Raw genomic sequence first — 24,060 nt, 5'->3', positions numbered from 1 at the left:
TCTATGCGTGTTCTTCTAATAGAAGATGATCAAACGGTCCGTAATTTTGTTGCCAAGGGCCTGTCCGAAGCTGGTCATCTGGTGGAACAGGCCGCAGATGGCAAACAGGGGCTTGCCCTTGCCTGCCAGGATAAGTTCGACGTTATCATTCTGGACCGCATGCTACCCGGCGGGGTGGAAGGGCTCCATATTCTGGAAACCCTGCGCCGCGAAGGGAACCTGACCCCCGTACTCCTGCTGTCCGCCTTAGCGGATGTGGACGAAAAGGTGGCCGGGCTTAAAGCAGGCGGGGATGACTACGTCAGCAAGCCCTTCTCCTTTTCCGAGCTTCAGGCCCGGCTGGAAGCCCTTGTGCGCCGCAACCGCAATGAGGCCCAGCCCCTGACCAAACTGACCGTCGGTGATCTGGAAATTGACCTGCTCTCCCGCTCGGTCCGCCGGGGTGGGCAGAAAATAGACCTCCAACCGCGCGAGTTCCGGCTGCTGGAATTTTTAATGCGCCATACCGGGCAGGTCGTCACCCGCACCATGCTGCTTGAAGGTGTGTGGGACTACCATTTTGACCCGCAGACCAATGTGATTGACGTCCATATTTCGCGCCTGAGACAGAAAATAGACAAGCCGTTTGAACACGCGCTGGTGCATACCGTCCGTAACGCCGGGTACATGCTACAGGAATGAACAAGGCCCAGCGCTTGGTGCAGACCAATTTCCGCAAGGTCCGCATACAATCGGTCAGCCTGCGTTTTGGCCTTGTTTACAGCGCTCTGTTCATCAGCTCCGCTGTCATGTTTTTATCGTTCGTATGGTGGGGCACAATTGGCCTGCTGGACCAGCGTGTCCGCCATTCCATAGCGCTTGATGCCCACGCCCTGCTCACGGAGTGGACGCGCGAGGGCATTCTGGGGCTGGAAAACCTGATCAGCAATCGTCTGGCGCAGGATATAGACGATAACGCCATTTACCTGCTGAGCGCACCAGACGGCAAACTGCTGGCGGGCAATCTGGCCCACTGGCCCGTACGGCTGGACCCGGCCCTAAGCTGGCAGACCCTGCCTGTACTGCGTGATGGGCAGCTCAACCTTGCTCAGGTCCGGATATGGACACTTCAGGGCGATTATCACCTGCTGATCGGGCGCGATATTAGCGAACGCACCCAGATCCAGCGGATGCTTACGGATGCCATGCTCTGGACGTGCCTTATGGTCGGGTTACTGGCCGTTGGCGGCGGCTGGATTGTGCGCACCCTGTTCCGGCGGATTATTCACTCCATCAACCGCACCACTCTGGCCATTACACAGGGCGATATGTCCCGCCGTATTCCCGTATCCGGCACGGGGGACGAACTGGATGATGTGGCCCTGACCATAAACCAGATGCTCGACCGCATTACCCGGCTGATGGACGGGGTCAAACAGGTCTCCAACTCCATTGCGCATGACCTGCGCACCCCCATTGCCCGCGCCCGCGCGGAGCTGGAAGACGCCTCCAGTTCCGCCACAAGCGAGCAGGCCCTGCGCGCCGCCATTGATCAGGCCGTGATCAATCTGGACAACGTGACCGGCATTTGCGAAGCCCTGCTGCGTATTGCCCAGATCGAGGCAGGCACCCGCCGTTCGGCTTTTGCCATATTTGATCTGGCCACCACCTTGCGCGACATAGCCGAACTGTATGAGGCCGTGGCCGATGACCACGACCTAAAATTACAGACAGACCTGCCCGCCCACCTGCCCTTCTGGGGGGATCAGGCCATGTTCCAGCAGGCTTTGGCCAATATTCTGGACAACGCCATTAAATTCTCCCCCCCGCACGGCTCCATCAGCCTGAGCGCGTGGATCCTTCCTTCCACGACCGCCCACGAGCGCGAACAGGCTGGCACCATTCGCATTACGGTCGTGGATTGCGGCATTGGCATGAACGAGGCAGACCTTGCCCGCGCGGCGGAACGTTTTTTTCGGGCCGAACGGGCACGCCATACCCCCGGCTCCGGCCTTGGGCTGGCCCTTGTGCAGGCCATTGTGGAACTGCATGGTGGCACGCTGCGCCTGTCGCACAACAATCCCGGTCTGGCCGTTACTATTGATGTGCCTGCAATACATGATTTCCATGACTAAAACTAAAATATACGTAATATTACAATGATGACCTAAATCTATTAACGTTAATAGATCGTTTTAGATGGATAGATTTGTTGAAATAACAGGCAATTGTGTTTCTTAGTGTTTGTATGAAGTTCCGCTTACCTCTTGTTCTGGCTCTTGCTCTGGTGTGCGTTGTCGCTGGCGGCTCCGTTACCCTTGCCAGTAACCAGCATCTGCCCACATCGCTGCCGTTTGGCTGGCATTTTTTTCCGTCGTCCAGATTATCCTCCCCGGTGGTTGTGACCTCCGACAGTCTCTCCTTCTGCCTTGAACTTGCCCATTTGGTAGATTCTTATTCAGCCACAAAACCTTCCGCCTCCGTTTCCAACCTGAAAACGGAAGGCATGACCCTTTGTGAAAACGGGCATGTCCGCCCCGGACTGGTGCGCTTGCGCCGCGCCTTACTGAATGCAAAAGGAGCACCATCGTGACTCTCCCCTCCATTTTTCGGCCCGTGGGTCTTCTTGCTCTGGCCTCGGGCGTGGCTGTTATGGCTTGCAACGCCCCGGCCTACGCCGAGGACAGCAGCACCGCGCCCTATACCCGGCTGGAAATCCACGCCACGGGCACAACGCAGGCAGCACCCGACAAGCTGAGTGCGCGCTTTAGGGCGGAAAGCCAGAACAAGAACGCAGCCTCCGCCCAAGGGGACGTCAATGCCGTGGTCAAAAAAGCCACGGATGAGGCCGCCAAAAATACCGATATCAAAGCCGCCGTCCTCCAGTATTCCGTGTACGAGACCCGGCCCGAAAAGGCCCGCCCATACTGGACCGCCAGCCAGACCCTGAGCTTTTCGGCCACAGACGGCAAAAGCCTGCTGCCACTGGCCGGGCAGTTGCAGGCTCAGGGCCTTATTCTGGAAGGGCTGGACTGGTCTCTCTCGGACGAAAAACGACAGAGCCTGTTTCTGGAAGCTGAAAAACAGGCCGTAACGGAACTGAAAAAGCAGGCCGATACACTCGCAGCCTCACTTGGCCTGCATGTGGCACGGTTTACGCAGATCAGCGTGTCTGATCAGGGCTACCCGCACCCTATGCCCATCATGCTCCGTGCCGCATCTGCTGGCATTGCAAACGATTCGGTTGGCTACAGCCCCTCCAGCACGGCAGAAAACCAGACCGTTCGTGCCGACCTGCGCGCAACCGTGCTGCTGGCCCCCTAAAATACCGCATGCTGGGGCAAAAAGCCCCACATGGCCCAAAGCCGGCCCATAACGCGGCAAAAACACCGCGCATGCTGGGCCAGACAGAACAAAAAACCGCCCGAAGGTTATCCCTCGGGCGGTTTTTTTGTAACCAATCCAAATAGGAATGGTGCTTAGCGGGGGGCCAGCACCATGATCATCTGGCGGTTTTCAAGGCGGGGCATCTGCTCCACCTTGGCCAGTTCATCAATTTCCATCCGAATCCGTTCCAGGACCTTGATCCCCAGTTCCTGATGCGCCATTTCGCGCCCGCGGAAACGCAGTGTGACCTTGACCTTATCCCCGTCGCCAATAAAGCTTTTTACAGAGCGCATTTTGACCTGATAGTCATTTTCGTCGATATTCGGACGAACCTTGACTTCCTTGATCTCAATAACTTTCTGCTTCTTTTTGGCTTCGTTGCGCTTTTTCTGCTGCTCGTACTTGAACTTGCCGTAGTCAAGAATCTTTACAACCGGCGGCTCAGCATTCGGGCTTATTTCCAGCAGGTCCAGCCCAACGCCATAGGCACGGGCCAGTGCATCACGCACGGACATAACGCCCGCCATTTCGCCTGTTTCATCAATCAGGCGAACCTGCGGCACACGAATTTCTTCATTCACACGCGGCCCTTCTTTGCTGGGCGCCGCGGGGTAAGGGGATCTGACTATGGTCGGCTCCTGTAATTCATTTCAAAAACAAACAGAGGCACCGTTATCCGGTGCATCCGCCTGCTGTTAGTATGTGCGCAATTCTCCGCTCTTTATCAAGCGGTCCATGCAATAAATCGGGGGCATTGCAGCATTGCCACAAAAACCCGGCCCGCTTCACGCCTTTTTGCGCAAATCGGGGGGAGTGGCCTCGTGGCTGAGCGTGGCAATAGCCTGATCAAGCGTGAGCACTTCCTGCGCCTGCGAGCCAAGGCGGCGCATGGCCACCGTACCTTCCTCCGCCTCGCGCCGACCAACGACCAGAATAACCGGCACACGCCCCACGCTGTGTTCGCGCACCTTGGCGTTGATCTTGTCATTCCGCACGTCGGCCTCTGCCACCAGACCGGCGTTGCGCAGCGCTGCGGCAACTTCCTGCGCGTAGGGGGCGGCATCACTGACAATGGAAGCCACAACAACCTGCACGGGGGCCAGCCACAGCGGGAAGCGCCCCGCGTGCTGCTCGATCAGAATACCAAGGAAGCGCTCGAACGAACCCAGAATGGCGCGGTGCAGCATAACGGGGCGGTGCTTGGCCGAGTCCTCGCCCACATAGCTGGCGTCCAGCCGTTCGGGCAGCACAAGGTCCACCTGCAAGGTGCCGCACTGCCAGTCCCGGCCAATGGCGTCACGCAGCACAAATTCAAGCTTGGGGCCGTAGAACGCACCCTCGCCCGGATTATACTCATATTCCACACCCGCCACTGTGCAGGCTTCCTTCAATGCGGCTTCGGCCTTGTCCCACACGGCTTCGCTACCTGCGCGCTGTTCGGGGCGGTCGGCAAACTTGACGCGCACATGCTCGAACCCGAGATCCTGATACACTTCATGCAACATCTGCACGAACTGCACGGTCTCGGCGGCAATCTGGTCTTCGGTGCAGAAGATATGCGCATCATCCTGCGTAAAGCCGCGCACGCGCATCAGCCCATGCAGCGCGCCCGAGGGTTCGTAGCGGTGGCATGCGCCAAATTCCGCCATACGCAGCGGCAGTTCGCGGTAAGAGCGCAGGCCGTGGCGGAAAATCTGCACATGGCATGGGCAGTTCATGGGCTTGAGGGCGAGGGTTTTGTCCTCATCCTCCACCGTGGCCACAAACATGTGGTGGCGGTATTTATCCCAGTGGCCAGAGGCTTCCCACAGACCACGGTCAACCAGTTGGGGGGTGCGGACTTCCTGATACCCGTGGCGGGTCTGCGCACGGCGCATATAGTCCTGCAACACGGAGTAAACGCGCCAGCCCTTGGCGTGCCAGAACACCTGCCCGACCGCCTCTTCCTGAAAATGGAACAGGCCCATTTCCCGCCCGATGCGGCGGTGGTCGCGCTTTTCGGCTTCCTCAAGCTGGAGCAGGTAGGCGTCCAGTTCCTTCTGGTCGCGCCATGCGGTGCCATACACGCGGGTCAGCATGGGGTTGCGGTGGTCGCCCCGCCAGTAAGCGCCTGCCACCTTCATGAGTTTGAAGGCAGTGCCCACATCCTTGGTGGTGCGCAGGTGCGGGCCACGGCACAGGTCCAGCCACTGGCCCTGACGGTAGATGGAAATATCTTCCGTTTCCGGCAGGTCACGGATCAGTTCGGCCTTGAACGATTCGCCACGTTCCTCAAAGAACGCAATCGCGGCTTCGCGCGGCCAGACTTCACGCTCGAACGGCTCTGCCCTTGCCACGATCTCCTTCATCTTGGCTTCGATCGCGGCAAAGTCTTCGGGGGTGAAAGGTTCGGGGCGGAAAAAGTCGTAATAGAACCCGTGTTCAATGGACGGGCCAATGGTAACCTGTGTGCCGGGGAAGAGTTCCTGCACGGCTTCGGCCAGCACATGGGCCGCATCGTGGCGGATAAGCTCCAGCGATTCCGGGTCTTTTTTGGTAATAAAGCGGATTTTGGCATCGGCCTTTATGGTCTGGCGGATGTCGCTCAACTGGCCGTCCACTTCCATGGCGAGTGCCGCCTTGGCCAGCCCCGCACCAATGGATTCCGCCACCGTAGTGCCCGTGACTGGCCCGTCAAAACTACGAACAGAACCGTCAGGCAGGGTGATAGCGGGCATGGGTGCAAGCTCCAGAAGAAAGGGGAGAATAAAAATAGAGGATGTTTAATGGCGCTACCAGAGCGCGGCTGCAACCCTCTGGACCGAAAGGAATGCAAGATCACGCGCCCACAGTACCTCCACCTGCCCCGGCGCATACCCCAATGGGGCGGTACGCGCAGGCGTACTCTCGCGCGAAAACAGGACAAGGCAGCGGCACCCGACCTCGGCCGCCAGATGCATGGGTCCGGTATCGTTCCCTACCGCACCCCATGCGCGCGCGGCCAGTCCGGCCAGTTCTGGCAGGCTGGTCTGGCCGGTCAGGTCGCGCACTTGTGGGCATAGCTGCATAATCTGTGCCGCCAAAGGCTGCTCCCCCGCACTGCCCACCACAACGGGCGTTATGCCACGCGCCACCAGTTCGCACGCAAGCTGACCATAATGCTCCGCGGGCCAGCGCTTGGCAGGGCGATGGGGGGCCGCGCCGGGTACAAGCAGGGCATAGGGCTGGGGCAGACGTGGCCCTGCATGCACCAGCCACGCAAGGTCCGACCGCTCCGCTGGGGCAATGCCCGCCATACGCAACTGATCACGCTGGCGGGGGCGCGTGTGCATGATGTTGCGCCACGGGTTGGCGTGGGGCAAAGCCGCCGCCGCCACATGCCCCGACCACACCGGCCTGCCCGCCAGCCAGAAATACCGCGCCGTGCGCCCCGATGTCTGCAAATCGTAAACGCGGTCATACCCGCGCAACTGCCGCCGCAGGGCATGCAGCCCGGCAAGGTCGGTCCAGCGGGGGCGGTGGTCCGCCTCCACATGGTCAAACCACGGAGCAAGGCGGGCCAGTTCCACAAAGGGGCGGGTTGTGAGCAGGGTTATGTCGGCATTGGGGTGCGCGCGCCTTATGGCCTCGAACGGGCCAAAACTTTGCACAAAATCGCCCAGTGCGCTCAGGCGGATAACCAGAATACGCGCCCGCTCTGCCCCTTGCCCCACGGTCATGGAGAATCGGGGTCTGCCGCCATAACGGCAAGGTCTTGCCGCGCCAGATCGGCCTCGTGGCTGTCTGGGGACAGATCAAGCACTTTCTGCCAGTCCTGCTGGGCACCGGCGGCATCGCCCTTGCGCTCACGGATAATACCGCGCTCAAGCAGGGCGGCGGCACTGTCTGGGGCGACCACCAGCGCGTGGGCAACATGCTGCAAGGCAAGGTCGAGCCGCCCCATTTTGCGCTCGGCCTCGGCCAGCAGAACGTAGGCTTCGGGCATGGCGTCGGGCTGGCGGGCGATCAGGGTGGTCAGTTCCTGCTCCGCCAGATCAGCCCTGTTCTGCGCCAGCACGCTGCGGGCACGGGCAACCTGCAAAGCCTGATCACCGGGTTGGGCCAGCAGGCCATAATCCGCGCTGGCCTGCGCCTTGACCGGCACCCCGGCGGAAAGCCACGCCTCGGCGGCTTCCTCCTCCATGGTTGCGCGCAGGGCGGGCGGGGGAATATCCCCTTTTGGCGCGTTCTGGGCCAGTTCATCCAATTCCCGCGCGGCGGCATCCTCATCCCCGGCTTCCAGCAGGGCCAGAGCGTGGCAGTGCCGGGCATCACGCCCGCCGCCATGGTGCTGCCAGTCCAGTGCGTAATCCCGCGCGCCGTAGGGGTCGTCACCTATCATGGCCATGCAGGTGGTTACGGACCAGACCTGTTTTTTACCCCCCAACGCCTGTTGCGTGCGGGCCTGCGCAACATCTTCGAGGGAAGATGCTCCCGCCAGAACAACAGCGCCAGCCAGCATGCAAGGCAAGGACCGACGCGCAGAGAAGACTGCTTTCATATACCATCCATAGCAAACTCTGGCCCATAGCGGTCAAGCGCGGACCCAGCGTGTTCAGAATATGGCACTTTTACCCCTGTGCATGATAATAGGAGCAACATGGCCAGTTTTTTAAGCTCTCCGGTTATTTTGCAAATCCTTCCCGCCCTGCAACAGGGCGGGGTGGAGCGGGGCACGCTGGAAATGGCGCAGGCCATTACCCAGGCGGGTGGCAAAGCACTTGTCGCCAGCAGCGGGGGGCGGCTTGAGCCCATGCTGCGGAGTCTGGGTGCAGAACATATTACCCTCCCCGAATGTGGCAGCCGCAATCCCGCACATGTGTTGCGTAATGCCCGCATGCTGGCCCGAATACTGGGTGAGCACAATGTTGCTCTGGTGCATGCCCGCTCCCGCATTCCCGCGTGGACGGCCAGAATGGCGTGCAGGCGCACCCGCACGGCGTTTGTAACCACATGGCATGGTGTGCATGCCAACACCGTGCCGGGCAAAAAACTCTACAACTCCGTTCTGGCCAGCGGGGACCGGGTTATTGCCATAAGCGCGCATATCGGGCGGATGCTCCACAAGGATTACAACGTCCCGCCCTCGCGCCTGCGGGTTATTCCGCGCGGGGCGGACATCGGGCAGTTCAGCCCCCATGCGGTCAGCGGGCAGCGCATGCACCAGCTTGCCGAACAATGGAACATTCCCGCAGGCTCGGCCATTATTCTCATGCCCGGCAGGCTGACGGCATGGAAGGGGCAGGCCCTTGTGTTGCAGGCACTCGCGCAACTGGAGGCAGGGCTACCCGACCAGCCCTGGCACTGCGTGTTCGCAGGCTCCGACAAGGCGGACGGGCGCTACGTGCGCGAACTGACCCAACTGGCCCACAGCCTTGGACTGGACGACAGAATCCGCTTTGCCGGACATTGTGACGACATGCCCGCCGCCATGGCGCTGGCTACCATGGTGCTTGTACCCTCCCTCCGCCCCGAACCATTTGGCCGGGTTGTGGTGGAGGCGCAGGCCATGTGCCGCCCGGTCATTGTCTCCCACCACGGTGCGGCGGTGGAGACTGTGGACAACGGCGTGACCGGCCTGTCCGTCCCCCCCAACAATGCGGCGGATCTGGCGGACGCCATGTTCGCAGTGCTCAGAGCCCCCGCCACAACACTGACCGACATGGGCGCAAACGCCCGGCAGGCCGTGCTGGCGCACTACACAACACAGGCCATGCAGCACGCAACACTGGGAGTGTATGACGAGGTTCTGGGCACGCAGATGGCCCCTACCTTCCTCCATGCCAAAAATGCGCCCGCCCCCTTTCAGGACCACGGCCTTGCGGGGTAAGACACACTCTTCCTTCCTCCACCCACAGGGCAGAGCATGAGTGCCGCATCCACCTCCACGCAGCCCCTTTTTGCCCAGACGCCACGCAGACTGGCCTTTATGGCCGCCCCTACGCACGAGGCACGGACGGAACTGGACCGGCTGGTCGCCCATTATGGCAACTGCCATCCGGGGGATGCGGAGATTATTGTCTGCCTTGGCGGGGATGGCTTTATGCTCGAAACCCTGCGCGTGGTGCTGGAAACCCAGCTAACCGCCCCCGTTTACGGCATGAACTGCGGCTCCGTTGGTTTTCTGATGAACCCGATGGACGAGGAAGACCTGCCCCACAGGCTGTTCCACGCACAGGCCGCCACCTTGCACCCACTCCGCATGACGGCCACCACGCGTGACAACGAAACGCACGAAGCCCTTGCCCTGAACGACGTGTACCTGTTCCGCCAGACCCGGCAGGCCGCCAAGCTCCGCATAGATGTGGACGGGCTTGTGCGCGTGCCCGAACTGATCTGCGATGGCGCGTTGCTGGCAACGCCTGCTGGCTCCACCGCCTACAACCTTTCGGCCCACGGGCCGATTGTGCCGCTCTCGGGCAATCTGCTGCCGCTTACGCCCATATGCGCCTTCCGCCCCCGCCGCTGGCGTGGCGCATTGCTGCCCTCTGCCGCCCATGTTGGCTTTACGGTCATGGAATCCGAAAAACGGCCTGTGGCCGCCGTAGCCGATTCGGTGGAAGTGCGTGACGTGATCTCCGTTCAGGTGCGCGAAGACCGTAACCTGACCGTAACCTTGCTGTTCGATCCGGGGCAGACACTCTCCGAACGGATTGCCGAAGAACAGTTTTCCGCATGACGGCGTGCCTTTTTGCCGCGCCTTGCCAGAATATCCCGTTTTATCCCTCCCACCTTCTGGGCTAGTCTGCACCGCAATGAAAAAAATGCTCTCCCTTTCGTGCCGCCTTTCCCTGCTCTGCGTAGCAGGACTGGTCGGAGCAGGCACAGCCCATGCCCAGATCACAACCAATGCGCAGGCACTTGACAGTCTGGCAGGTGCCCGGCCCGAGGCAGGTGCCACACAGGCGGGGCAGAGCGTAACGCAGCACATCCGCACACAGCGCCACGTAGCCCCACGCCCGGCACAGCGCCCTCAGGCGCAGACGACCACAACACCCAAAACAACCCAGCAGGCAGCCGCATCAGGCACGCCCGCCACACAGACCACACAGCCACCACAAGCGCCAGCCACCACCACAACCGTGGCCCAACCTGCTGCTCCTGCTCCTGCTCCTGCTCCTGCTCCTGCGGGTGGGGCCAATCAGGCACCGGGGCAAACGCCCGTTGCGGCACCGGTTCCGGTTCGCCCCCCTCCGGCCGCCACCATTCCCGATGCGCCCCCGGCAGTGCCGCAGCTTACGCCCCCGCCATCCGAGGTAGAGGTGCACCCCTTCCCCATTCCGCCGCAGCCCACGGTGCAGGTGCAGGCCAAGGGAACGCTCACCCCCATTCCCGGTGGCATACGCCTGACATTTGCCCCCGGATCAGCCGATCTGAACCCCGAGACCCATCAGGCCATTCTGGCATTTGGGCAGAACCTTGCTTACAAGCCGCATGTCCGCGCCCTAGTGAACGCCTATAGTTCGGGCACGGCAGACGACCCTTCGCTCCCGCGCCGCATGGCGTTGACCCGCGGCTTGGTCGCACGCAGCGTGCTGATGAACGGTGGTACGCCCTCCACCAGAATTTATGTGCGGGTTATTGGCCAGCCCAAAGATGCAAAGCCGGGTACGTCAGAAGATTATCTCGACATCTACCAGTCCGACGCGGAGCCATAAAAGGGGCTTTACCCTTCGGGCAGCACCGGCACCTACCGAGCAGGCAGCCTGCCACAAAGGCGGTCTTCTGGTTTTTGGAGGCATGGCAAAAAGCTGGCGGGTTACGCGCCTGCTTTTTGCTCCTCCATGCGTATGCGGGCCTGTGTGGCCAGTTGGTCCACCTGTTCGTTCTCCGGCACGCCAGAGTGGCCCTTAACCCAGTGCCATGAGACATCATGCGGTTTGGCTGCATCCAGCAACCGCCGCCACAGGTCCATATTGGCGACCGGGTCCCCTGCCGCGTTACGCCAGTTGCGGCGCACCCAGCCCGTATGCCAGCGCGTAATGCCATTACGCACATATTCGCTATCGGTGTGCAGATTGACCGTGCAGGGTTTTTTCAGCGCTTCCAGCGCCTCGGCAGCGGCAGTCAGTTCCATGCGGTTGTTGGTAGTCGCCAGCTCCCCGCCGGAAAGCTCACGCTCAACGCCCTTGCAACGCAGCAGCACGCCCCAGCCACCGGGGCCGGGGTTGGGCCTGCACCCGCCATCGGTCCAGATTTCAACCTGCATCCGGTTTTCGGGGCTGGGGGAAGAGTTGTCAGAGTCCATAACCACCCACACTTTGCGTTGCCAGATGGAACCGCAACCGTTTGAGGTAATCCAGCGGGTTTTTGGGGGTGACCAGCGCATCGGCCGGCGTGTTGATCCAGTCATATAACCGGGTCAGCAAAAAGCGCATGGCCGCCCCCTGCGCCAGAACGGGCATGGCGCGGCGCTCGGCGTCATCAAGCACACGCACCTCCTCATACCCCAGCAGCATCTGGCGGGCGAAGGTCACATTGAACGCACCATCGGGCTGGAAGCACCAGGCATTCAGGCAGATGGCCACATCAAAGGCCAGATAGTCCGTGCAGGCAAAATAAAAGTCGATCAGCCCCGAGACGGAATGATTGAGAAAAAACACGTTATCGGGGAACAGATCGGCATGGATCTGCCCACGCGGCAGGGTGGCATTACCACCTTGGCCCGGCCATGCGGGCACAATGCGGGCCAGAGCCTGCTCCAGTTCCGCCTGCAAACCCCGCTGGATTGTATCCGCCCCACCCGCGCAGCTTTGCAGCAGGGGGGCCCATGCATCCGGCCCCAGTGCATTGGGGCGCTCGGGCGCGTAGGAGCGGCCTGCGGCGTGCAGTTGGGCCAAGGCGCGGCCAAGCGGGCGGCAATGCTCGCCCCGCACGGTGCGCGGCCATACACCGGGCAAAAACGTGGTAATGGCCGCAGGACGACCGGCTAGGGTTTTAAGCGTGAGTCCCTGCCTGTCAGCCACGGGCTGCGGGCATGTTACGCCCTCACGCGCAAGGTGCTGCATCAGGCCCAAGAACCAGGGCAGTTCGCGCGCGTTCACCCGCTTTTCGTACAGAGTGAGAATAAAATCTCCCTCGGTTGTACGAAGCTGGAAGTTGGTGTTTTCAACCCCCTCGGCAATGCCACGGAACGCTACAAGGGACCCTATGGCAAAATCAGCCAGAAAATCCTGCAACGCCTCGTCGCTAACGTCCGTATAAACGGCCATGAACCACCTTTAGCCCAAAGGTGCGGGAAGACGGAACGTTACGTTTTCTTCCTTCACGATCCGCTCTTCAATGCACAGGGTGTAACGCTTGGCCATTTCGGCCACCATTTCCTGCACCAGTGCTTCTGGTGCGGAGGCACCTGCCGTAATGCCCAGCGTGTTCACACCATCCAGCACGGACCAGTCCAGCGCATCCAGGCGGGGCACCAGCAAAGCACGCGCAGCACCCGAACGCTCCGCCACTTCACGCAGCCGCTGGGAGTTGGAGGAGTTGGGCGAGCCAATAACAATCACCAGATCACACTCGGGAGCGATGGTCTTGACCGCTTCCTGCCGGTTAGTGGTGGCGTAGCAGATATCCTCGCGCTTTGGCCCTTCGATCAGGGGGAAGCGCTCGCGCAGGATGTCCACAATTTCCGCCGTATCATCGACCGAAAGGGTGGTCTGGGTAATAAACGCCAGCATGGACGGGTCGGCAGGCTGTACGCTGCGGGCTTCATCCGCGTCGTTAATCAGGGTTACAGCCCCTGCGGGGAGCTGGCCCATTGTGCCAACAACCTCGGGGTGACCGGCGTGGCCGATCATCAGGATGTGGCGGCTTTCCGGGCCACCTGCGGCATAATGGCGCTCGGCCTCGCGGTGGACCTTGGAGACCAGCGGGCAGGTTGCATCCAGATAAAGCAGGTTGCGGCGCTCGGCTTCGGCAGGCACGGTTTTGGGCACGCCATGAGCGGAAAAAACAACATGGCCATCTGCGGGAACTTCGTCCAGTTCCTCCACAAAGATGGCTCCCTGTGCTTCCAGTTCCTCTACAACGGTGCGGTTATGAACAATTTCGTGGCGGACATAAACCGGCGCGCCGTAACGGCGGATGGCTTCCTCCACCACGCGAATGGCGCGGTCCACCCCGGCACAAAAGCCACGAGGGCCAGCCAGAAGGACCTTGAGTGAGCGGCCATGCTGCGCATCCGTGTTCTGGGAGGTCGTAAGGGTGTCAGTTTGATCGGGCATGGTGTTCCCCAAAGTTGCAGCGGGCTGTATAGAAGAAAACTGGCTATGAAGAAGCATATTGAAAACAGGCTATGCCCGAAACCCGGTAAAGGCCGTGGCAGTTGTGGCCTACGCAAAGGACGCATGTGATGCAACCCGTTTTGCAGCATTCAAGACGTGAAACACACGCCCCAAAGAGCGTGGCGGGTTGGTGCGTCACCCGTTTTTGTTCCTCCACCCCCTATAATGCCGGATCACTCCATGCCTTATGATCTTACCCGCCTGCGCAGCCTGCTCCCCCGCGTAACCGCTTCTGGCGCACTGGCCGTGGGCCTGTTAACGGCTCTGACAGACTGCGGGGGCGGAGAAAGTGCCTCGATGGAGTTTGCGCCAGCCTGCCCTATTACGCATATTCCATCCGAAGCGGCGGATTATTACCTGTATAAGGGTAAAAGCACCGATTATCGTGATCTGGTGGCGCGGGCCAGCATTGTCAAGCTGGAGGGCGACTGCTTGGCCGGTGGCCCCAAGGACCTGAAAACCCGAGTCGTACTTCACATTACGGTAGAACGTGGCCCTGCCTCCACCACCGAGGCACTGAGCATGCCGTGGTTTATTGCCGTGCTGCATGGCGACCGGATTGTGAACAAACACATCTTCCGCCACACAATTACGTTCCCGGCCAATCTGGCAACGTTTGATACGACCACCAAGCTGATTACGATCGACCTGCCGATCCCTCCCCGCAATGTCGATTCCGACTACAGGTTTGAGGTGGGCTTCCAGCTCAGCCGGAGCCAGTTGGAATACAATCAGACACACCTTAAACGGGCGACCTATCAGGCTTACTAAGGCCCACGGGGCAGGCCCGGACCTGCCCCTTAACGCTCAATCAGCACTTTAAAGCCCTGCTCCGCGCGGCTTCCTCAGGTCGCGGGGGGTGCATCTGGTGGAAAGCGGGCCTCTTGTATGGCCGCGTTCTGCCGGTCGGTCAGAGCCTGCTCATCAAACCCTTCCACAATTTCGTGGAACAGTTCGCTCCAGTTCATTTTAACCTTGAGCCGCATGAAGACCGACCCAAGCCCAATGGCCGAGCGGTCCACCAGCACAAATTCGCGCGGCAGGCGCACACCACCTGTTTTTTGCAGCCCTTCATGCACGCGGCTCAGCACCTCACGCCCATGTTCGGGGTTGTTCTCGTCCTGAATATAGCGCTCGCGGTCATCCATGAGCGGTGCGTACAGCAGGCTGGCCCATTCATTAAGCACCCGCACCTTCTCGCGCGACAGGTCACGGAACCCCCATGCCTCGTACGCATGGGCGGCAAGGTCTTCGTCCTTGGTGCGCAAGGCGTTGTACAGGTCAATATTGCCCTTGATGAATGAGGGCCGAAAAATCCGAATCGCGCCAAAGTCCAGCAGGTTTAGCCCGCCATCTTCGCGCACGGTAAAGTTGCCCATATGCGGGTCGCCATGCACCACGCCATACTGGTAGAGCGGCACGTACCAGCCCCGGAACAGGGCGCGGGCGATTTTCTTTTTCTGCTCATCCGAAAGACCAGCCTTAATGGCGGCGTTCAGGTTCTGGCCCGCCACCCATTCCATGGTCAGCAGGCGGCGCGTGCTCAGCGCGTCCACCGGTAGCGGCACGGTCACGTCCGGGCAGGCGCGCAGAATGGCATGGTAGAGGCGCATATTGGCGGCCTCGCGCCGGTAATCCAGTTCCTCGCGCAGGCGTTCGGCCAGTTCCTCCACCACATCATCCTGACGGATGGCATTATCGAGCTTGTGGTAAACACCTATGGCCATGCGGAACTGCTTGAGGTCCGCCTCCACCGCCGTATTCATGTCCGGGTATTGCAGCTTGCAGGCAACCCGGCGACCATCGGCCAGAATGGCCTGATGCACCTGCCCAAGGCTTGCCGCAGCCGCGGCCTCCTTGCCAAAGGCGCGGAAGTTCTTCTCCCACCCGGCACCCAGTTCGGCCGTCATGCGGCGGCGTACAAAGTTCCAGCCCATGGGGGGCGCGTTGGACTGGAGTTGGGCCAGTTCCTCCGCATATTCCTCGGGCAGGGCACCCGGTATGGTGGCCAGCAGTTGGGCGGCCTTCATCAACGGGCCTTTTAGCCCGCCCAGCACGGATTTAAGGTCCTCCGCGTGGGTCACCCCACCCGAGCGCAGGCCCATTTTGTGCCCGGCCATGCGTGCGGCAATGCCCCCCACCGTGCCGGTGGTCTGCACCATGCGCCGCAGTTCGCCGAACATGCCGGAGTTATCAAGATCGCGCGCCATGCTCAGTCTTGCTCCAACTGGTCAATAAAGCCGGAAATCACATCCAGCCCCTTGCGCCAGAAACCCGGGTCCGAGGCATCCAGCCCGAAGGGGGCCAGCAGTTCCTTGTGGCGCAGTGTGCCACCCGCTTCCAGCATGCCGATATATTTATCCTGAAAGCCCGGAGCGCCTTCGCTGAACACCTTGTACAGCGCGTTCACCAGACAATCCCCAAACGCGTAGGCGTACACATAGAAGGGGGAATGGATGAAGTGCGGAATATAGGCCCAGAACACATCGTAATCAGAGGTAAAGTTAAAGGCCGGGCCAAGGCTCTCCGTCTGGACCGAACGCCAGATTTCTCCAATCCGTTCGGGCAGCAGTTCGCCTTTTTTGCGCTCGTCATGCACACGGGTTTCAAACTCGTAGAACGCAATCTGGCGCACCACGGTGTTGAGCATGTCCTCCACCTTGCCAGCCAGCAGCAGGCGGCGGCGGGTTGGGTCTTTTTCCCCGTCCAGCAGGGACTGGAAGGTCAGCATCTCCCCGAACACACTGGCGGTCTCGGCCAGCGTAAGCGGGGTATCCGACATCAGGTAACCCTGCCTGGCCGCCAGAACCTGATGCACACCATGCCCAAGCTCATGCGCCAACGTCATCACATCACGGATGCGGCCATGGTAGTTGAGCAGGATATACGGGTGGGCCGAAGGCACCGTGGGGTGGGCAAACGCACCGGGGGACTTACCGGGGGCGGGGGGCACATCAATCCACGGGTTGGTCAGAAAGGTGTTGATGACCTTGCCCATGCGCGGGTCAAACCCGTCATACGCCTTTTGCACAATGGTCTTGGCCTCGTCCCACGGAATCTGGCGGTCCTCGCAACCGGGCAGGGGCGCGTTGCGGTCCCAGTGCTCCAGCTTGTCCAGCCCCATCCATTTGGCCTTGAGGCTGTAATAGCGGTGGGACAGGCGGGGGTAGTCCGTGCGTACGGCAGAAACCAGCGCATCCACCACACCATCTTCCACCATATTGGACAGATTGCGCGAGGAGGTGGGGCGGGCAAAATGCCGCAACCCGTCGGATATGGATTTATCCTTGGCCAACGTGTTGGTAATGAGCGCGAACAGGCGGACATTGCCCTCAAACACAGCACCCACGGCCTTGCCCGCGCGCTCACGCACCGCACGGTCGGTATCGGACAGGCGGTTGAGCGCATCGCCTACCGGCATGGTCTGTCCATCGACCGTCACGCGCAGGGCGGCTATGGTCTCATCAAACAAACGGCACCAAGCCTGAGCACCCGTGACGGATTTTTCCAGCAGCACTTTTTCCACGTCATCACCAAGCTGGTGCGGGCGGTACATGCGCACGTCGCGCAGGTAAGGCTGCCAGCGGGCAAGAGCGGGATCTTCCATTTTGGTCTGTAGGTCGGCCTCGTCCAGCCGGTTCAACTCCAGCCCGAAGAACAGGAGGTCGGCGGAAATATCGGTCAGGCGCTCGTTAATGGACTGGCTGAAACGGCTGATGGACGCATCGGACGAATCCGCGGCAAACAGCAACGAGGCATATGAGCCCGCCCGGCCCAGTTTTTCCTCTATCTCTTCAAACTCGCTCATGGCCTGCGCCAGTTGCCCACCGCTCAGGCTGCTCAGGCGGCCTTGGTACAGTCTGGCAAAGCTTTTGGCCGCAGCAGCGGCAGCAGACAGATCGGCCTGTAGCGCTGGGTCATCCATGCCCGCGTACAGGGCCGACAGGTCCCAGCGTGGCAGGGTGGAAGCACCCTGATCGGAGGCAGAGGCAGGTCCGGCTTCCGCCGCCATGAGCGGAAGTGACAGCGAACGGGAAAAATGCGCGGTATGTTCCATGCCCCCACTCTACCGCGCAAATCCACCCGAGGCGAGAGCCCTTGCATGCAAAGACAAAGCACCAGAACACCAAAACGGGCGGGAGCCATAAGCCCCCGCCCGTTTTGCATACTCAGACCCGGTAAAGGCTGGCAGGCTCAGGCCGATTTGGCCTGCGCTGCCCCTTCCACACTAAAGCCAATGATCTTGGCGTAGTCCTTGGGCACAATCTGCCAGAACTGGGGCAGAACCTCGTCCCACTTGTGCAGCAGCATGGAGGCATAGGCCGACCCTGTTTCCTCCACATGGCGTTCCACCAGCGCACGCAGGCTTTCAGCCCACTTGGGGTCTGTTACACGCGACCACAGCAGGGCTTCGGGGTTGATGCGTTTGGTAAAGCCGCCCGTGCTGTCCAGCACAAAGGCCATACCGCCGGTAAAGCCCGCGCCAAAGTTGTCGCCCACTTCGCCCAGCACCACAACAGTGCCGCCGGTCATGTATTCGCAACAGTTGGAGCCGCACCCTTCGATAACCGCCGTGGCACCGGAGTTACGCACCGCAAAGCGCTCACCCGCCTGCCCTGCCGCGTACAGCTCACCCGCGGTCGCGCCATACAGCACCGTGTTACCAATAATGGCGTTCTGGTTGGACACCAGCGTGGAGGATGGAGAAGGACGGACCGTAATGGTCGCCCCCGACAGGCCCTTACCCACGTAGTCGTTGGCATCGCCCAGCACTTCCAGCTTGAGCCCCTGCACCGCAAACGCGCCAAGAGACTGACCAGCCGAACCACGCAGACGCACGGTCAAATGGCCCGGTGCCAGCGTTTTCATGCCGAACTGACGCACGATGAGCGAGGAAATGCGCGTGCCAATGGCGCGCTGGGTGTTCTGCACGTTGTAGTGCAGCTGCATTTTCTCACCATGGTCAAACAGCGGGCGGGCATCGTTGATCATCTGCGCGTCCAGCGAGTCTGGTACCTCGTTACGGCCCTCCAGTGTGCAGTAACGCGCAAACGGCCCCGGATCAGCCTGCGAAAGCAGGGAGTTCAGGTCCAGATCGTCCAGATAATCCGCCCCGCGCGAGACCTGACGCAGCAGGTCCGTGCGGCCAATAATCTCGTTAAGCGTGCGGAAGCCAAGGGAGGCCAGAATGTTGCGCACATCCTCCGCAATGAACGAGAACAGGTTGATCACCTTTTCTGGCGTGCCTTCAAACTTGGCGCGCATGGCCGGGTCCTGCGAGCACACGCCAACCGGGCAGGTGTTGGAGTGGCACTGGCGCACCATAATGCAGCCCATGGCCACAAGGCTGGCCGTGCCAATGCCAAATTCTTCCGCACCCAGCATGGCCGCGATCACCACATCCCGACCGGTTTTGATGCCACCATCAGCCCGCAGGCGCACGCGATGGCGCAGGCGGTTGAGCATGAGCACCTGATGCGTTTCCGCCAGCCCAAGCTCCCACGGCAGACCCGCGTATTTGATGGAGCTGACCGGGCTTGCCCCCGTGCCACCAGAATGGCCGGAAATAAGAATGGCGTCGGCCTTGGCCTTGGCCACACCCGCGGCAATGGTGCCAATACCAGAGCGTGCAACCAGTTTGACGGTCACGCTGGCATCGGGGTTGATCTGCTTGAGGTCGTAAATAAGCTGGGCCAGATCCTCGATGGAATAAATATCGTGGTGCGGAGGGGGCGAGATCAGCGTGACCCCCGGTGTGGCATGGCGCAGCTTGGCAATAAGCTCAGTCACCTTAAAGCCCGGCAACTGCCCGCCTTCACCCGGCTTGGCACCTTGGGCCACTTTAATTTCCAGCTCGCGGCAATCATTGAGGTACTGCGCGGTCACACCAAAACGGCCCGATGCCACCTGCTTGATAGCGGAGGACGCGTTATCCCCATTGGGGCGGGGTTTGGCGCGTGCGGGGTCTTCCCCCCCCTCACCGGAATCGGACTTGGCCCCAATCCGGTTCATGGCGATGGACAGAGTTTCATGCGCTTCGGGGCTGAGAGCACCGAGCGAGATAGCGGGGGAGATCAGGCGTTTACGCAACTGCGTAATGCTTTCCACCTCGTCCACCGGAATGGGCGTGCGCCCATCGCGGAAGTCGAGCAGGTCACGCAGGGCCACGGGCGGCTGGGCGCGCACGGCATCGGCATAACGCTGGTAGATGGTAAAGCTGTCTGTTGCCACAGCGGTCTGGAGCATATGGATCAGCCCGCCATCAAACGCGTGCTGCTCCCCGCTGCGGCGCAGCTTGTACAGCCCACCCACGGGCAGGGTCAGCGCGGAGGCCGAACCCCATGCCTGCTCGTGGAAGCTAAGCGCGTTGCGGGCAATACCGGACAGACCAATACCGGAAATGCGCGAGGGCATACCGGGGAAGAACTCCGCAGTCAGTGCGCGTGAGAGGCCCACGGCCTCAAAATTGCACCCGCCACGGTAGGACGCCACAATGGAAATACCCATTTTGGACATGATCTTGAGCAGACCCTTGTCCACCGCCTTGCGGTAGCGCTCCATGCATTCACGCAGGGTACGGCTGCCAAACAGACCACGGCGATGGCGGTCAGCAATGCTTTCCTGCGCCAGATACGGGTTGACCGTAGTAGCACCCACGCCAATGGTCACGGCAATGGCATGCACGTCCAGTGCCGTGGACGTCCGCACATTGAGCGATGTGAACGTACGCAGCGATGTGCGGACAAGATGGGTATGCACAGCCCCCGTGGCCAGAATCATGGGGATGGAGGCACGGTCGGGGGACTGGCCCTCATCGGTCAGGAACACATGGGTGCAGCCACCACGCACACTTTCCTCCGCCTCCCGGCGGATGCGGGCAATGGCCTCGCGCAGACCGGCCTCTCCATCACGCGCGGGGAAGGTGCAGTCGATCACGCTGGCGGACGCGCCACAGAAGCCACGCAGGGCCTCGTACTCGCCCGAGGTCAGGACCGGGCTGGGCAGTTGCAGCATGTCGCACTGCTCGGCCGACTGGTCCAGAATGTTGCCAAGGTTGCCAAGGCGTGTGGCAAGGCTCATCACACCCGCTTCACGCAGGCTGTCGATGGGCGGGTTGGTCACCTGGCTGAACATCTGGCGGAAGTAGTGCGACAGACCACGGTAACGGGGCGAAAGCACGGCCAGAGGCGTATCATCCCCCATGGAGCCAATGGCTTCGCTCGCGTCTTCCACCATGGGGTGGAGCAGGGTTTCCAGTTCTTCAAGCGTGGTGCCCACGGCCAGCTGGCGGCGGCGCAGTTCGTCCCCTTTGTAATAGACTGGCTCGGTCACTTCGGAGCGGACAAGGTGGCCGATCTTCTGGGTGCGTTTGATCCAGTCCGAAAAGTCCTGACGGGTGGACAGCACATCCAGCAGCGCACTGTTGCCGTACAGTTTGGCTTCGTCCAGATCCACACCAATCATCTCGCCCGGGCCAAGGCGCCCACGGCTGACAATGGCGTTTTCGGGCACGCGCACCATACCGGTCTCGGACCCGACGATCAGCAGGTCATCCGTGGTCACCGTATAACGCAGCGGGCGCAGGCCGGAACGGTCCAACCCGGCCACAACCCAGCGGCCATCGGTCGCACACAGGGCGGCGGGGCCGTCCCACGGTTCCATAACCGCGTTGCAGTAGGTGAACATATCGCGGTGTGCGGGCTTCATGGCCGCATTGCCACCTACGCTAGCCGGGATCATCAGCGCCTTGGCCGCAGGCGCGTCCCGCCCGGCAAAGGTCAGCAGTTCAAACACGTTGTCCAACGTTGCCGTATCCGACCCACCAGCCTGCACCAGCGGCTTGATGTCGGCCATCCACGGGTCAAGGTCGGGATGGGACAGGCGCGTTTCGTGGCTTTTCATCCAGTTGATGTTGCCCGAAATGGTGTTGATCTCACCATTATGGGCCAGACGACGGAACGGCTGTGCCAGCTTCCATGTGGGGAAGGTGTTGGTGGAATAACGCTGGTGGTAGATGGCAAACCGGCTGACAAACCGTTCGTCCAGCAGGTCGGGGTAGAACTCGGTCAGATGCTCGGCAAGGAACATGCCCTTATAGATAAGCGAGCGGCATGACAGCGAGCAGATATACAGATCCACCTGTGCTGCAATGGCGGCTTTTTCTATCCGGCGGCGAATAACGTACAGATCGCGCTCAAACGCTTCCTCCGTTTTGCCCGGCAGGTTGCGGATAAGAATCTGCTCGATTTCGGGGCGGGTTGCGTTGGCTTTTTCACCAATGCAGGAGGTGTCGATCGGCACCTGCCGCCAGCCGTAAATGCCGTAGCCAAAGGCCAGAATCTGGGTTTCGATAATCTGGCGGCACTGTTCCTGCGCCACAAAATCGGTCTTGGGCAGGAACACCTGCCCAACCGCAATGGGGCCATCGCTGGGCCGGTCGCCCGTGCTGGTAATGGCATCGGCAAAAAATTCCTGCGGAATTTCCACATGAATGCCCGCACCATCGCCCGTTTTGCCGTCAGCATCCACAGCGCCGCGATGCCAGATGGCTTTCAGGGCTGCAATACCGGCTTCCACCACCTCGCGGCGGCGCTTGCCGTCAAGGGCGGCCACAAGACCCACGCCGCAGGAATCGCGCTCGTCCGCCGGGTCATACAGCCCGTCGAGCGCCTGCACGTTGGCGTCCCACGCCTTGAGAAACTTTTCACCGCTTTCAGCGGAAACAGTGTGCGAAAACTGTTCCATATCCATTATCCCTGCTCCGCCGTACGAGCCATTGCATCGGCCTTGATCCACTCATGGATGCTCTGGGCGGCTTCCCGCCCGTCCTTGATCGCCCACACGACCAGACTGGCCCCACGCACAATATCCCCTGCTGCAAACACACCGGGCAGCGAGGTCATGAAGCTCTTCTGGTCCACCTTGAGCGTACCCCAGCGCGAGGCCGCCAGAGCGGGTTCATCCCACAACTGCGGCAGGGGTTCGGGGTCAAAGCCGAGGGCGGCAATCACCAGATCAGCATCGAGCGTAAAGGTGGAACCTTCCAGCGGTTCCACCGACTGACGGCCAGAAGCATCGGGCAGGCCCAGCTTCATGCGCGATGCCCGCACGCCCGTTACGTGTGTATCACCAAGGAACGCCTCGGGTGCGGCCAGCCATTCAAACTGCACACCTTCTTCTTCCGCGTTCTTTACCTCACGCGTGGAGCCGGGCATGTTGGCGCGGTCGCGGCGATAGAGGCAGCGCACGGACCTGGCACCCTGACGGATGGCAGTGCGCACGCAGTCCATGGCCGTATCACCACCACCCAGCACCACCACGTTTTTGCCTGCGGCATCCAGCGCCTGAGCCTCGTCTGGCAGCACGTCACCCAACGAGCGACGGTTGGAGGCGGTCAGGTAGTCCAGAGCTTTTTCAATCCCTGCAAGGCCCGCGCCGGGGCCACCAATTGCGCGTGACTTGTACACACCCGTTGCGATCAGCAACGCATTGTGCCGCCCGCGCAGTTCGGCAAAGGACAACTCACCCGCGCCCGAGCCAATACCCTGACCAAGGTGGAACACCACCCCACCTTCGGCCAGCAGTTCGTGCCTGCGGGCCACAATATGTTTTTCCAGCTTGAATCCGGGAATACCGTAAACCAGCAGTCCGCCCACGCGGTCATACCGATCATACACATGAACCTGATAACCCTGCGCGCGCAGCTGGTCGGCAGCCGCCAGCCCTGCGGGGCCAGCCCCGACAATGCCTATGGATTCCGTACGCTCGCGCAAGGGGGCCACGGGTTTGACCCAACCGTTCTCGAACGCTGTGTCCGTAATAAACCGCTCCACCGCGCCAATGGTCACGCTCTCGAACCCCGGCTCGATCACGCAGCTTCCTTCGCACAGGCGGTCCTGCGGGCAGATGCGGCCACAGATTTCGGGGAAGGTGTTGGTGGCGGAGGATACGCCATAGGCTTCCTCCAGCCGACCTTGCGCGGTCAGCATCAGCCAGTCGGGAATGTTGTTCCCCAGCGGGCAATGAACGGAACAGAACGGCACACCACACTGCGAGCAGCGGCTGGCCTGTTCGGTCGCCTGTTCTGGCTTAAAGTCCGTGTAAATTTCGTCAAAATCCGCCCGCCGATCGGCAGCCGTACGTTTTTCCGGCTGCTTTTGCGGAACGGAGACAAATTTCAGCATCTTGGTTGTCATACGCCATCCCCGGCTAACAAGGGCGCGGCAGACAGTCCTCGCCCCCCCTAAAATCAAGCAGGAGGGAAAGTGCCCTTTATCCTCGCGGATAAAAAGACAGCATTGCTTACCTATTTTAATTTTAGGCCCGGAATAGCCTCAAATGGCGCATTTTTTATAAAATAAAAGGTTCCATTCCGGACCTTTGTTACTTCAAC

The 24,060-nt window shown here is 61.0% G+C and carries 19 protein-coding genes; 8 read left to right on the top strand and 11 right to left on the bottom strand.

The features are described 5' to 3' along the window. The first annotated feature begins 3 nt into the window (after positions 1 to 3). The 4 genes from GOB86_RS07325 to GOB86_RS07310 all read left to right on the top strand — a co-directional run bounded on the left by GOB86_RS07325 (position 4) and on the right by GOB86_RS07310 (position 3,303). Complete coding sequence (locus tag GOB86_RS07325; protein WP_165991704.1) at positions 4 to 681, top strand: winged helix-turn-helix domain-containing protein; 678 nt, start codon at positions 4 to 6, stop codon at positions 679 to 681. Then, on the top strand, positions 678 to 2,114 hold the full coding sequence (locus tag GOB86_RS07320; protein ID WP_165991703.1) for a HAMP domain-containing sensor histidine kinase: 1,437 nt from the start codon (positions 678 to 680) through the stop codon (positions 2,112 to 2,114). Before GOB86_RS07325 ends, GOB86_RS07320 begins: the two co-directional genes overlap by 4 nt. A 113-nt stretch (positions 2,115 to 2,227) precedes the next feature. After that, a complete protein-coding gene (locus tag GOB86_RS07315; RefSeq protein ID WP_165991702.1) occupies positions 2,228 to 2,572 on the top strand; it encodes a hypothetical protein in 345 nt (114 codons plus the stop codon). Further along, positions 2,569 to 3,303, top strand: coding sequence for an SIMPL domain-containing protein (locus tag GOB86_RS07310; protein ID WP_253543998.1), 735 nt, complete (start codon positions 2,569 to 2,571; stop codon positions 3,301 to 3,303). Before GOB86_RS07315 ends, GOB86_RS07310 begins: the two co-directional genes overlap by 4 nt. Before the next feature lie 155 nt (positions 3,304 to 3,458). On the opposite strand, the gene infC is transcribed toward GOB86_RS07310, so the two are convergent. From infC to GOB86_RS07290, 4 genes are all read right to left on the bottom strand, one after another. Next, positions 3,459 to 3,995, bottom strand: coding sequence for a translation initiation factor IF-3 (gene infC / locus GOB86_RS07305; protein ID WP_165991736.1), 537 nt, complete (start codon positions 3,993 to 3,995; stop codon positions 3,459 to 3,461). A 156-nt stretch (positions 3,996 to 4,151) separates the two neighbouring features. Beyond that, on the bottom strand, positions 4,152 to 6,083 hold the full coding sequence (gene thrS, locus GOB86_RS07300) for a threonine--tRNA ligase (RefSeq protein WP_165991701.1): 1,932 nt from the start codon (positions 6,081 to 6,083) through the stop codon (positions 4,152 to 4,154). 54 nt (positions 6,084 to 6,137) lie between these two features. After that, the gene (locus GOB86_RS07295) at positions 6,138 to 7,064 is read right to left on the bottom strand and encodes a glycosyltransferase family 9 protein (RefSeq protein ID WP_165991700.1); all 927 of its coding nucleotides are present in this window, start codon (positions 7,062 to 7,064) and stop codon (positions 6,138 to 6,140) included. Then, complete coding sequence (locus GOB86_RS07290) at positions 7,061 to 7,885, bottom strand: tetratricopeptide repeat protein (RefSeq protein WP_165991699.1); 825 nt, start codon at positions 7,883 to 7,885, stop codon at positions 7,061 to 7,063. The genes GOB86_RS07295 and GOB86_RS07290 overlap by 4 nt, the downstream gene beginning before the upstream one ends. A gap of 99 nt (positions 7,886 to 7,984) precedes the next feature. On the opposite strand from GOB86_RS07290, the gene GOB86_RS07285 reads away from it, so the two are divergent. The 3 genes from GOB86_RS07285 to GOB86_RS07275 all read left to right on the top strand — a co-directional run bounded on the left by GOB86_RS07285 (position 7,985) and on the right by GOB86_RS07275 (position 11,042). Next, positions 7,985 to 9,214 (top strand): glycosyltransferase family 4 protein, encoded by a 1,230-nt coding sequence (locus GOB86_RS07285; RefSeq protein WP_165991698.1) that lies wholly within the window; start codon positions 7,985 to 7,987, stop codon positions 9,212 to 9,214. Positions 9,215 to 9,250: 36 nt separating this feature from the next. Further along, on the top strand, positions 9,251 to 10,063 hold the full coding sequence (locus GOB86_RS07280; RefSeq protein WP_165991697.1) for an NAD kinase: 813 nt from the start codon (positions 9,251 to 9,253) through the stop codon (positions 10,061 to 10,063). Positions 10,064 to 10,148: 85 nt separating this feature from the next. Further along, positions 10,149 to 11,042 (top strand): OmpA family protein, encoded by an 894-nt coding sequence (locus GOB86_RS07275; protein ID WP_165991696.1) that lies wholly within the window; start codon positions 10,149 to 10,151, stop codon positions 11,040 to 11,042. Positions 11,043 to 11,143: 101 nt separating this feature from the next. Here the strand turns inward: GOB86_RS07275 and rnhA are convergent, their stop codons facing one another. Genes rnhA through ispH form a run of 3 tightly spaced genes read right to left on the bottom strand, consistent with a single transcriptional unit; the run spans position 11,144 to position 13,607 of the window. Continuing rightward, the gene (gene rnhA, locus GOB86_RS07270; RefSeq protein ID WP_165991695.1) at positions 11,144 to 11,632 is read right to left on the bottom strand and encodes a ribonuclease HI; all 489 of its coding nucleotides are present in this window, start codon (positions 11,630 to 11,632) and stop codon (positions 11,144 to 11,146) included. Further along, positions 11,622 to 12,596: a homoserine kinase gene (locus GOB86_RS07265; protein ID WP_165991694.1), complete on the bottom strand. Its 975-nt coding sequence runs from the start codon at positions 12,594 to 12,596 to the stop codon at positions 11,622 to 11,624. Before GOB86_RS07265 ends, rnhA begins: the two co-directional genes overlap by 11 nt. A 9-nt stretch (positions 12,597 to 12,605) precedes the next feature. Continuing rightward, positions 12,606 to 13,607 (bottom strand): 4-hydroxy-3-methylbut-2-enyl diphosphate reductase, encoded by a 1,002-nt coding sequence (gene ispH / locus GOB86_RS07260; RefSeq protein WP_165991693.1) that lies wholly within the window; start codon positions 13,605 to 13,607, stop codon positions 12,606 to 12,608. Positions 13,608 to 13,847: 240 nt separating this feature from the next. Here ispH and GOB86_RS07255 point away from each other — a divergent pair, with 240 nt between their 5' ends. Beyond that, positions 13,848 to 14,438, top strand: coding sequence for a hypothetical protein (locus tag GOB86_RS07255; protein ID WP_165991692.1), 591 nt, complete (start codon positions 13,848 to 13,850; stop codon positions 14,436 to 14,438). A gap of 74 nt (positions 14,439 to 14,512) precedes the next feature. Here GOB86_RS07255 and GOB86_RS07250 read toward each other — a convergent pair whose 3' ends face one another. From GOB86_RS07250 to GOB86_RS07235, 4 genes are all read right to left on the bottom strand, one after another. After that, positions 14,513 to 15,877: an ABC1 kinase family protein gene (locus GOB86_RS07250; RefSeq protein WP_165991691.1), complete on the bottom strand. Its 1,365-nt coding sequence runs from the start codon at positions 15,875 to 15,877 to the stop codon at positions 14,513 to 14,515. Between the two features lie 2 nt (positions 15,878 to 15,879). Further along, entirely contained in the window at positions 15,880 to 17,724 is a 1,845-nt protein-coding gene (locus GOB86_RS07245; protein ID WP_165991690.1) for a M3 family oligoendopeptidase, read from the bottom strand. 137 nt (positions 17,725 to 17,861) lie between these two features. Beyond that, positions 17,862 to 22,418: a glutamate synthase large subunit gene (gene gltB / locus GOB86_RS07240; protein WP_165991689.1), complete on the bottom strand. Its 4,557-nt coding sequence runs from the start codon at positions 22,416 to 22,418 to the stop codon at positions 17,862 to 17,864. Next, complete coding sequence (locus tag GOB86_RS07235; RefSeq protein WP_165991688.1) at positions 22,418 to 23,863, bottom strand: NAD(P)-dependent oxidoreductase; 1,446 nt, start codon at positions 23,861 to 23,863, stop codon at positions 22,418 to 22,420. The genes gltB and GOB86_RS07235 overlap by 1 nt, the downstream gene beginning before the upstream one ends. Between the last annotated feature and the right edge of the window lie 197 nt (positions 23,864 to 24,060).

It is taken from the genome of Acetobacter lambici, from assembly GCF_011516885.1.
GTDB classification, from domain to species: Bacteria; Pseudomonadota; Alphaproteobacteria; order Acetobacterales; family Acetobacteraceae; genus Acetobacter; species Acetobacter lambici.
This window is presented reverse-complemented; position numbering and strand designations above follow the sequence as displayed.

Coding starts and splice junctions, on each gene's coding strand:
- GOB86_RS07325 (WP_165991704.1), top strand. CDS start 4: ATGCGTGTTCTTCTAATAGAAGATGATCAAACGGTCCGTAATTTTGTT.
- GOB86_RS07320 (WP_165991703.1), top strand. CDS start 678: ATGAACAAGGCCCAGCGCTTGGTGCAGACCAATTTCCGCAAGGTCCGC.
- GOB86_RS07315 (WP_165991702.1), top strand. CDS start 2,228: ATGAAGTTCCGCTTACCTCTTGTTCTGGCTCTTGCTCTGGTGTGCGTT.
- thrS (WP_165991701.1), bottom strand. CDS start 6,083: ATGCCCGCTATCACCCTGCCTGACGGTTCTGTTCGTAGTTTTGACGGG.
- GOB86_RS07295 (WP_165991700.1), bottom strand. CDS start 7,064: ATGACCGTGGGGCAAGGGGCAGAGCGGGCGCGTATTCTGGTTATCCGC.
- GOB86_RS07290 (WP_165991699.1), bottom strand. CDS start 7,885: ATGAAAGCAGTCTTCTCTGCGCGTCGGTCCTTGCCTTGCATGCTGGCT.
- GOB86_RS07285 (WP_165991698.1), top strand. CDS start 7,985: ATGGCCAGTTTTTTAAGCTCTCCGGTTATTTTGCAAATCCTTCCCGCC.
- GOB86_RS07280 (WP_165991697.1), top strand. CDS start 9,251: ATGAGTGCCGCATCCACCTCCACGCAGCCCCTTTTTGCCCAGACGCCA.
- GOB86_RS07275 (WP_165991696.1), top strand. CDS start 10,149: ATGCTCTCCCTTTCGTGCCGCCTTTCCCTGCTCTGCGTAGCAGGACTG.
- rnhA (WP_165991695.1), bottom strand. CDS start 11,632: ATGGACTCTGACAACTCTTCCCCCAGCCCCGAAAACCGGATGCAGGTT.
- GOB86_RS07265 (WP_165991694.1), bottom strand. CDS start 12,596: ATGGCCGTTTATACGGACGTTAGCGACGAGGCGTTGCAGGATTTTCTG.
- ispH (WP_165991693.1), bottom strand. CDS start 13,607: ATGCCCGATCAAACTGACACCCTTACGACCTCCCAGAACACGGATGCG.
- GOB86_RS07255 (WP_165991692.1), top strand. CDS start 13,848: ATGCCTTATGATCTTACCCGCCTGCGCAGCCTGCTCCCCCGCGTAACC.
- GOB86_RS07250 (WP_165991691.1), bottom strand. CDS start 15,877: ATGGCGCGCGATCTTGATAACTCCGGCATGTTCGGCGAACTGCGGCGC.
- GOB86_RS07245 (WP_165991690.1), bottom strand. CDS start 17,724: ATGGAACATACCGCGCATTTTTCCCGTTCGCTGTCACTTCCGCTCATG.
- gltB (WP_165991689.1), bottom strand. CDS start 22,418: ATGGATATGGAACAGTTTTCGCACACTGTTTCCGCTGAAAGCGGTGAA.
- GOB86_RS07235 (WP_165991688.1), bottom strand. CDS start 23,863: ATGACAACCAAGATGCTGAAATTTGTCTCCGTTCCGCAAAAGCAGCCG.